Here is a 10,111-nt window from a genome sequence, read left to right as displayed (position 1 = left end):
GTAGAAACTGGCAACTTAGGTGATGATTTTTTCGATTGGCATCACCACAATCCCCTCAGCGCCGGCAGCTTTCAGCAAGTTGATCTTTTCCCAGAAATCCTGCTCGGCGATCACCGAGTGTACGGCTACCCAACCTTCTTCATGCAGTGGAACCACCGTCGGACTTTTAACACCAGGTAACAAATTCACCACATTTTCAAGGTCTTTTTTAGCCACATTCAGCACCACATATTTGGTCTCTTTTGCACGCATCACCGAGCGGATCCGCTGCAGTAATTCCTGAACTTCAGGGATCAAATCTGAGCCTTCTTTTCCGATCAAAACTGCCTCTGATTTCATCACTTCGGCGAATGGTTTTAAGCCATTACTTTTTAAAGTTCCGCCTGTGGAAACGATGTCGCAAATGGCATCACTTAAACCCAGTCCCGGACCAATTTCCACCGAGCCTGAAATGGTTCTGATCTGCACATTTTTCACAGCATTATCGTCCATGAATTTCTCCAGAATAACAGGGTAAGAAGTGGCGATGGCCAGGCCTTCCAGTTGCTCAATCGAGTTGATATTACTATGATTAGGAACAGCAATTTTTAAGGTACATCTTCCAAAGCCAAGCTTCTGTAAATAGGTTACATTGGCACCTGCTTCAACAATTACATTTTCGCCAACAATACCCAGGTCGGCAATGCCATCCTGAACATATTCGGGGATATCATCGTCGCGCAGAAAGAGGATTTCCAAAGGGAAATTATTCACGGAAGTAATAAGGGAACTCTTGTAGTTTTCAAAAGAAAGGCCACAATTTTTAAGAATCTCAACGGATTTTTCGTTTAATCTACCAGATTTCTGGATAGCTATTTTAAGTGTTTTCACTAATGCTGATTAAGGTAAGGAACAAGAAAATAAAAATATTCGGAAACAAGTTTTGAAGTACAAAACATTACATATACATCGCCAACTGGCGATGGTGCAAATGTAAGTGATGGTTCAAGTGTTTGTTCATTTTTATTTATTCCTTAATGCGATGCGGAGCATCTTAAGATTAGCCAAATATAGAAATTGATTCTGCTAAATCAAAATATATGGCACTTTATTTGACTTGCCCAGACTGTTATAACCCCCTAAGATTTGAAACATAAATTATACCTGATCCTCTTTCTTGGACTTATTCTACAGGCATGCCATTGGAATCGGGATATCCCTGAAACCGGCCTAATCCTGTCTGAGCATTTCAAAAACAAGCTTTATAAAGAGTTTGATACGGTTACCTACCGTCAGGTTTTTCAGGAGCGGCTGGAAGCTTCCCGCCGAAAATTATCAAATCCGAATACGCTGGAAAGTTTTTATGTCATACATCAATTCGCACCTCAATTGGTGAATGTACACTATGTTAATGGCGGTTTAGACACTTTAATTTCTTACCTTGAAAGGAGTGGTGCACATGGGTATAATCCTGAAAACTTTGATTACCAGCGTTTAATCACCTTAAAATCCACACTGGATTCCAATAAGTTTGAAAAGATTGAAGAACTCTACCCGGTTCTCGCCGACCTGGAGATTACCGCAGCCGAGGCTTTGATGAAATACCATAGCATGGTTTTTTATGGCAGCTTAAACCCCGGTAAACTGCTAAACCGGTACTTTATGCCTGTCAGAAGGCCAGACAGTGTCAGGTTGACGCAGGTGCTGCAATCGCAGGACCTGTCTGTCATTCTAAAAGAAATCCAACCTAAATCTGCTGATTATATAGCCTTTCAACAAGAGTTAAAGAAATACAAAGCCAGTGACACTACCAATAAACGACTAAGGACCATTTTGGTAAATATGGAGCGCCTTCGCTGGAAAATCCCGCAGAAAGGTGCTGAATATGTTGAAGTGAACATACCTGATTTTACTTTACACTGGTTTAAAGACGGCGATACACTGAGCCACATGAAAGTGGTGGTGGGTAAAGTGGAACATGCCACACCGGTGATGTACAGCAAGCTGAGTTCAATCCAGGTGAACCCCATCTGGAACATTCCGTCAAGTATTGCCAAAAACGAGATTTACGTACATGCATCACGCGACCCTTATTATTTGTCAAATAATAACATGAATGTGTATTACAAGGGGCAACTGGTAGCCAACCCAGATACTATTCAATGGTCGCGTTACAGCAAGACCAATTTGCCTTTCCAATTTAAACAAGGCGCTGGCGGGGGTAATGCATTGGGTAAGTTCAAGTTCATCTTTAAAAACGGATCGAGCATTTACCTGCACGACACCAATAGCAAATCAGGATTTAGCAAACCCTACCGTGCATTAAGCCACGGCTGTGTGCGTGTAGAAAGACCATTAGAATTCGCTGAGCACCTGGTGAAAGACAAAAGCCGATACGACCAGTTGCGTATGGAAGTGAACATGGCTCCGCTTGATACTACGAAAATGAAGGTCTATCATGCAAAGATGGCTCAAAAGACCGACAGCGCATCTAGCTATACTTTAAAGCCAACCTGGTTTAGTGCAAAACCGCAGGTGCCATTATACATAAATTACACAACAGCCTGGTGGGACAAAGGTGTTTTGCAAACCAGGCCCGATGTATATGGCATGGATCAGGAACTTTGGCAGAAACTGCGTCGTTATTTGTAATATAAAAACGTAAACTGGCCTGTTTTTCCTTAAATTAACACATCGTTTTACTTAAAATTGTCTAGTTTTGTGTGCTGTTTTTCTAGCGGTTGAAATAAACTGATGCGATTTTTTAACGACAAAGAATATACAAAATAATGAACCTTCTGATCACAGGCGTTTCCATTGCCGACCCCAGTAGCCAGTTTAACCAACAAATTTGTGATGTACGCGTAGTGAATGGTGAAATTGCCGCCATTGACACACAAATCACTCCCCAAGCAGGGGAAGAAATCTTCGACGGCAAAGGTGCCTATCTGAGTCCCGGTTTTTTCGACCTGAACTGTGCGATCGGAGATCCTGGTTTTGAAACAAAAGAAGATATCGAGACGGCTACAGCTGCAGCCAGTGCAGGCGGTTTTACCGGTCTGGCGGTTTTGCCAAATACAGAACCCGTTACACACTCCAAATCACAGGTATACTATGTGGTTAACAAAGCAAAAGGATTACTGGTTGATGTTTTGCCTATAGGGGCAATCAGCCACAACCTGGAAGGAAAGGAGTTGGCCGAGTTGTATGATATGCAACAGGCAGGCGCTGTTGCTTTTTCCGACGGACTGAAGCCTATTGCCGATGATGGCTTTATGAGCAGGGCTCTGCAGTATGCCAAAGGCTTTGACGGTTTGTTGATGGTTTACCCGGAGAACAAGTCCATTGCTGGCAAGGCACAGGTTAATGAAAGTTCCACCAGTGTATTACTGGGAATGAAAGGCATTCCGGCATTGGCCGAAGAAATGCAGATTTCACGTGACATCTACCTCTCTACTTTCCACAATGCCCCGTTACACATCCACAACATTTCGACAGCAGGATCCGTTGCCCTGATTAAAAAGGCAAAAGCAGAAGGTGCTAAAATCACTTGTGATGTGGCGGCCCACCACCTGGTGTTTACGGAAGAATTACTCAACGATTTCGACAGTAACTATAAGGTTAAACCACCATTACGTGGTAACGCAGATATCGAAGCCCTGTTAGCAGGTTTAGCCGATGGAACGGTTGATGCAATCAGTGCACAACACCGTCCGCATGAGGTAGAACATAAAGACGTAGAGTTTGAAATTGCCGCTTATGGTATTATTGCCTTACAAACCGCCTTGCCCTTATTGGTGCAAGCTGGTTTAGGTGCCCAGCAGATTGCCGCTAAACTGGCCATTGCGCCACGACGCATCCTCAATTTGCCCGTACCGGTTATTGAAGCAGGCCAGAAAGCAAATTTCACACTTTTCAGTACTGAACAGCAATGGCAGTACACTGAATCAAATAACTATAGCAAGTCGGCCAATAGCCCCTTGTTGAATCAAACATTAACCGGTAAGGTGATGTTGGTGTATAATAACAAACAATTTCAAGTATATGGATAGTAAAGTAGAAGGAGCGCTAATTGCCTCGTTAGCTAAATTCGCGTCCGCTTCTGGAACAGAAGCTGCGGATTTACAACAAAAACTTACAGCGGCATTTAACCTGGACGCAGGTTTTATGGAAAAAGTACAAGCATTTGATGCTGCTTTTGATGAATATCCTGCTTTTGAAGAATTAAGAGAGGTTACTTTCGATTTGTTGATGATCAATTTCTTCGCAAGTGACATGAAGAAACTGGACGAAGATTACCTGGATTCCGATGAATGGATTGCCATTGAAGAAGACACCATTGATCGCGGAACAGAATTATTGAACCTGCTTTTGTACATCAACGAATGCCATGATGAGAAAATCAAGCCAGAGCTTGGCGACTTCTTAAAGGAGTTTTTGTTGGTTGAAGAAGATGAGTTTCAGGATGAGTTTCATATTTATGAGGACTTAATCAGCAACCAGCAATTGGCAGAAAGCAGTATCGAAGATATCTGCAGTCATGCAGGTATGGTAGATTTAGGTGAAGAAATGGAAGAATTATTCGTTCCGTTCATGGCTTTTTTCCACCAGCCTACCTATAGTGAGCAAATTGTAACTGATTTAGAGACTTACAGCTCAAATCCAAGTTTCGATAGTGCAGTTTACACGTTAATTGCTAAATTTAACGCAGATTAACCTTTTACAACCTTAAAATGGAGCAACAATTAATTGAAATGGAAAAAAAGCCAAACATGCTGGCTTTTAAAACTGCCGTCGCTTACGCTGTTTATTTTTTAGTGCTGATTTTTTTATTCAAGTTCCTTGGTATAAATACCAACGATCCTAACTTGTCTATGGCAGAAAAAATCGTTTCATCGGCATTAACTTATGTTCCTTTCATTTTAGCTGTTACCTATGTGCAATATACACACCGTTTAGAACTAGGTGGGTACATCACCTTCGGCAGGGCCTTTTCAGCAGGTTTTAAAGTGGCTGCTTATACCGGCCTGTTCGTGGCCTTTATGCTAATTATTTATTATAAATTATTAGATACCAAAGCCTTCGATGATGTGATGAATGTTGCTATAGATGCTGCCGGCGACGATGAGAACCAAGTTAAAGGCGTTGAAATGATGCGTCCATACATGGTGTTCTTTATCGCTTTCAGTGCAGCAGTTGCTTACACTTTCTTCGGCTTGGTGATTAGTCTGATCGGTGCTTCCGTGTTAAAGAGAGCTAAGCCGCTAGACGAGTACTAATTGCATCAATTTCCGTGATTAAATAATAATTTTTTTAGGCGGTGAAGCTCAGCTTCACCGCCCTTTTTTTTCGCGAATGTCAGCATGCGCCAGTAATAGGAAATCTTGAGGAAAAAACTTTTTTTAAAAATCAACGTTTATAGTTCATGTCCGAAACGCCCTACCAAAATGATAAAGCCCTACCAAAAGGAACGGGCTGGATCAAATCTGTTTCCTATTTATTAGACGAACAATTTCGCTTTCCAGGTACCAAATTCAGGTTTGGTTTAGATCCCGTCATGAACCTCATCCCGGGTATCGGTGATATTTCAGGTTTCATCATCTCCGGTGGCTTGCTCTTGGGCATGGCCAGAAAAGGGGCCAGCAACAAGTTAGTTGTGTTGATGAGTCTCAATATTTTGCTTGATGCTACCATCGGTGCCATTCCCATCCTCGGACAAATTTTCGACTTCTTCTTCAAATCCAACACCCGCAACCTCAAACTTATGCGCGAGCATTACATTGAAGGCAAACACCAGGGTAGCGGTAAAAACGTCATTATTTTCGCTTTCATCATTCTTGTCATTTTGCTTGTCATCCTGGTTTTTACTATGATAAAACTTTTGCAATGGATCGCCAGCTGGTTCTAATGCCATAAACTTAAACCATCGCTATATCATATACCTGCTACCCTGCCGGACTATACCCCCTCCGTGCTGGGTATCACTGCGAACTACCCAGAAAAAATTTAATGTCTGTGAACGGGCCTCAACAGGATTTCCCTTCAGAAATACTGTAGACCGTGAATAGATATTAAATTTTATCGCTAAATTCGCACCTTACACAGCAAGATTTAATGGATATCTCTATTGTCGTCCCCTTATATAATGAAGAAGAGTCTTTACCTGAGTTAACCGATTGGATAGCAAAAGTAATGACACAGCACCACTTTACTTACGAACTTCTTTATGTAGACGACGGCAGTACCGATAACTCCTGGGCCATTATTGAAGACCTTAGACGGGAAAATGATCACGTAAAAGGCATCAAATTCAGAAGAAATTACGGCAAATCAGCAGCCTTAAACGTTGCTTTTGATGCAGCACAAGGCGATGTAGTAATTACCATGGATGCCGACCTACAGGACAGCCCTGATGAGATTCCTGAATTATACCGTAAAATTAAAGAAGAGAAGTACGACTTAGTTTCCGGCTGGAAAAAGAAACGTTACGACCCGATTACCAAAACCATACCCACTAAACTATTTAATGCGGCAACGCGTAAGATGTCGGGTATCCAGTTAAACGACTTCAACTGCGGTTTAAAAGCCTATCGCAATGACGTGGTCAAAACGATCGAAGTTTATGGCGAAATGCACCGTTATATCCCTGTCATTGCAAAATGGGCAGGCTTTAAGAACATAGGCGAGCAGGTGGTTGAACACCGCGCACGCAAATACGGCGTTACCAAGTTTGGGATGAGCCGTTTTATCAATGGTTTTCTCGATTTACTGTCCATCTTTTTTGTGGGCAAGTTTGGCAAACGCCCCATGCACTTTTTCGGGTCGATGGGCGTGCTGAGTTTTTTGCTGGGTACATTGATCGCTTTGTACATGATTGGGGTAAAACTTTACCACATCGCTGCAAACACCCCATACAAAAGAGAAATTACCGACCAGCCCATGTTTTATATTGCTTTGGTGGCCATTATTTTAGGCTCACAGTTATTTCTCACCGGATTTGTGGCCGAGTTGGTAACCCGGAATGCGCCTGAACGCAACCAGTACTTAATCGAAAAAGAAATACTATAGGGAATGTTTTTTTCGATCATCATCCCACTATACAACCGTCCGCAAGAGATTGACGAGTTGCTGGCTACCCTGACCATGCAAACCTATACCCAGTTTGAGGTATTGGTAATTGAAGACGGTTCGGTGCAGGATGCCAAAGCCATCGTTGAGGGCTATGCCAGCCAGCTTGACCTCCGTTACTTCTTTAAGCCCAACGAAGGGCAGGGCTTTACCCGTAACTTCGGTTTTAAACAAGCCAAGGGCGATTACTTTGTAATCTTCGATTCAGATTGCCTGATACCTGCAAATTACCTGGAAACCGTAAAGGACTACCTTTCTGAACACCATTTAGACGCTTATGGCGGTCCGGATGCGGCGCATGAAAGTTTCACACCTATACAGAAAGCCATTAGTTATGCCATGACCTCACCCTTTACCACAGGAGGAATCAGGGGTAATAAAAAACACATCGGGCAGTTTCATCCCCGCAGTTTTAACATGGGCGTATCACGTAAGGTATGGGAGAAAGTAGGCGGCTTTAAACTTACCCGTTTAGGAGAGGATATTGAATACAGTATCAGAATACATGAAGCAGGTTTTAAGATCGGATTGATTCCGGAAGCAAAGGTTTATCATAAACGCCGCACTAGTTTTGCGCAGTTTTACAAACAGCTTCATTTCTTTGGCAGGGCGCGAATTAATATCTACAAACACTTTCCTTCAGAACTTAAGCTCGTACATTTTTTTCCTGCTTTTTTTACTTTAGGGCTAATATTTACATTGTTATTAAACGTTGTGTATATGCCTTTGGCGTATATTTGTAATATCATATTTCTGTTCTACTTTGGCCTGCTGTTTTTCCATGCCTGGTGGGTAAACAGATCAATAAAAGTTGCATATTTGAGTGTTGTAGCTGCATTTATTCAATTAACTGCCTATGGCATGGGCTTTATACAGGATTTTGTAAAAAGAGTAGTATTAAATAATAATGATTGAATATTTAAAAGATACCACGTTTACCGTTAATGAGGTAATTGGTAAGGCATGGGCGGTTACTAAAAGAAACTATTTTTCTTTGGCCACTTTATGTTTCCTCATGTTTCTAACCTCTAATGCATCGGGAATGATGGCGTTCTTTTTAAAAGACGTCAACAAAGGACTGAGCCTTTTTATGGCTGCCCTGTTTGTGATGTTTTATTTTACCATCAACCTATCCTTGCTAAAATACATTTTTCATTTACTTGATGATGAGGAGAACGATGTAAGCATTGTGAGCACACTGCCTACACGCCAGCAGATTATCCGGTTTTTAGTAGCCATGTGTTATTTCATGGCCTGTATCATTGGCGTTTACCTGTTGGTGATCCTGGTCGGTTTCCCGTTTATTTATACCGGCATTGACATGTCCATCATTACCAATGTAGCCATATCTGTGGGTACTGTAGCTATTTTCATTACCTGGGTAAGGATATCTTTTTTCCCGTTTTTTATCATCGATAGAAACGAACCCCCATTTGGCTCCATTAAGTTTAGTCTGGCCATTACCAAAGGGAACTTTACTAAAATATTGTTATTGTCGCTGGTATTGGGTGCATTTTACATTTTATACCTGGTGTTAAGCTATATGCAATGGCCGGTAGTTTCATTTATGGTTAACGTATTAAGTTCATTTATTATCGTTCCATTATCGAATGTGGCGCTAACCATAGCTTACCGTAAAATGATGGGCGAGTATAAAGGAGACGCCGAACCAGATATCATACACAATATTGTTTAAGAAATCGATGGGATTAAAAGCAGCTTTAAGCAAGCCATTCGCCGCCTTTATAGTTGGCCGCATTAAGAAGTGGAAAGAAAATGCAGTAGCCGCGCAAACGAAAACCCTGAGCGTACTTGTTGACCAGGCCAAGGCAACTTCCTTTGGCAAGGACCACCAGTTTGCTGCGATAAAAAACTACGAAGACTTTAAGAAACAAGTACCCATCAGGGACTACGAAGGTTTAAAACCTTATATAGACCGGGTGGTTGCAGGGGAAAGAGATGTGCTGTGGAAAGGGAAACCTGAATACTTTGCTAAAACTTCGGGTACCACCTCTGGCGCTAAATACATTCCAATTTCCAGAGAATCTATGCCAGAGCATTTGAAAGCTGCAAGGAATGCACTGTTAACCTATATTCATGAAACGGGCAAAGCCGATTTTGTAAACGGCAAGATGATCTTTTTGCAAGGCAGTCCGGTAATGACGGTAAAAAATGGCATCAAAATCGGTAGGTTATCCGGTATTGTAGCCAACCTGGTGCCAGCCTACCTGCAGAGGAACCGCCTGCCTTCATATAAAACCAATTGTATTGAGGATTGGGAAGAGAAGGTGCTGGCGATTGTGGAGGAAACGATACATGAAGATATGACGCTGATTTCGGGAATACCACCCTGGGTACAGATGTATTTTGATAAACTGACTGAGAAATCCGGTGGCAAAAAGATAAAGGACATCTTTCCAAATTTCAGCCTGTTTGTTTATGGAGGTGTTAATTACGAACCTTACCGGGCGAAAATCGAAGCCAGTATCGGGCGCCGTATTGATTCCATAGAAACCTATCCGGCATCTGAAGGCTTTATCGCTTACCAGGACAGCCAAAAGGAGCAGGGCCTGTTGTTGCTGGCCGATGCAGGGATGTTTTATGAGTTTATTCCCGCAGATGAGTATTACAATGATAACCCTACCCGTTTAAGTTTAGGGGAAGTAGCGCTTGGTGTTAATTATGCGTTGATTTTAAATACCAATGCCGGTTTATGGGGATACAGCATTGGCGATACCGTGAAATTTGTAAGTTTGAACCCTTACCGCATTATGGTAACGGGCAGGATCAAACACTTTATTTCTGCCTTTGGCGAACATGTGATAGGCGAGGAAGTTGAACATGCCTTGCTTAGTGTGGCCAATGCAGAAGGCGTAGGCATTACCGAGTTTACGGTAGCCCCACATGCGTAGATTATGTGGCGTATCATCGGGACTTCAATGTCGAGTCCGTCGATGGTATGGTAGATTTCGGTTTCTTCGCTGTCGTAGTCTGAATCTTCAAT

Annotated in this window: 9 protein-coding genes and 1 pseudogene; 9 read left to right on the top strand and 1 reads right to left on the bottom strand. The window is 42.3% G+C overall.

Translation table 11 applies throughout. The features are described 5' to 3' along the window. Positions 1–15 precede the first annotated feature (15 nt). Positions 16–870 (bottom strand): ATP phosphoribosyltransferase, encoded by an 855-nt coding sequence (gene hisG, locus ACR2F3_RS01975; protein WP_432708303.1) that lies wholly within the window; start codon positions 868–870, stop codon positions 16–18. A 255-nt stretch (positions 871–1,125) separates the two neighbouring features. Between hisG and ACR2F3_RS01970 the strand changes: the two genes are divergently transcribed. From ACR2F3_RS01970 to ACR2F3_RS01930, 9 genes and pseudogenes are all read left to right on the top strand, one after another. Next, the gene (locus tag ACR2F3_RS01970) at positions 1,126–2,631 is read left to right on the top strand and encodes a L,D-transpeptidase family protein (protein ID WP_432708302.1); all 1,506 of its coding nucleotides are present in this window, start codon (positions 1,126–1,128) and stop codon (positions 2,629–2,631) included. Between the two features lie 137 nt (positions 2,632–2,768). After that, on the top strand, positions 2,769–4,031 hold the full coding sequence (locus tag ACR2F3_RS01965; RefSeq protein WP_432708301.1) for a dihydroorotase: 1,263 nt from the start codon (positions 2,769–2,771) through the stop codon (positions 4,029–4,031). Further along, positions 4,024–4,695: a hypothetical protein gene (locus tag ACR2F3_RS01960; protein WP_432708300.1), complete on the top strand. Its 672-nt coding sequence runs from the start codon at positions 4,024–4,026 to the stop codon at positions 4,693–4,695. The genes ACR2F3_RS01965 and ACR2F3_RS01960 overlap by 8 nt, the downstream gene beginning before the upstream one ends. A gap of 17 nt (positions 4,696–4,712) precedes the next feature. Next, complete coding sequence (locus ACR2F3_RS01955; protein ID WP_432708299.1) at positions 4,713–5,258, top strand: DUF4199 domain-containing protein; 546 nt, start codon at positions 4,713–4,715, stop codon at positions 5,256–5,258. 146 nt (positions 5,259–5,404) lie between these two features. Then, entirely contained in the window at positions 5,405–5,887 is a 483-nt protein-coding gene (locus ACR2F3_RS01950) for a DUF4112 domain-containing protein (protein ID WP_432708298.1), read from the top strand. Between the two features lie 206 nt (positions 5,888–6,093). After that, positions 6,094–7,047 carry a glycosyltransferase family 2 protein gene (locus tag ACR2F3_RS01945; protein ID WP_432708297.1) on the top strand — a complete coding sequence of 318 codons (954 nt, stop codon included), beginning with the start codon at positions 6,094–6,096 and terminating at the stop codon, positions 7,045–7,047. A 3-nt stretch (positions 7,048–7,050) separates the two neighbouring features. Continuing rightward, on the top strand, positions 7,051–8,022 hold the full coding sequence (locus ACR2F3_RS01940) for a glycosyltransferase (RefSeq protein ID WP_432708296.1): 972 nt from the start codon (positions 7,051–7,053) through the stop codon (positions 8,020–8,022). Then, positions 8,015–8,803, top strand: coding sequence for a hypothetical protein (locus ACR2F3_RS01935; protein WP_432708295.1), 789 nt, complete (start codon positions 8,015–8,017; stop codon positions 8,801–8,803). The genes ACR2F3_RS01940 and ACR2F3_RS01935 overlap by 8 nt, the downstream gene beginning before the upstream one ends. Positions 8,804–8,810: 7 nt before the next feature. Then, positions 8,811–10,010 (top strand): annotated as a pseudogene (locus tag ACR2F3_RS01930) (GH3 family domain-containing protein); the annotation flags it as partial. Positions 10,011–10,111 lie beyond the last annotated feature (101 nt).

The organism is Pedobacter sp., assembly GCF_045627485.1.
GTDB lineage: Bacteria > Bacteroidota > Bacteroidia > Sphingobacteriales > Sphingobacteriaceae > Pedobacter.
This window is presented reverse-complemented; position numbering and strand designations above follow the sequence as displayed.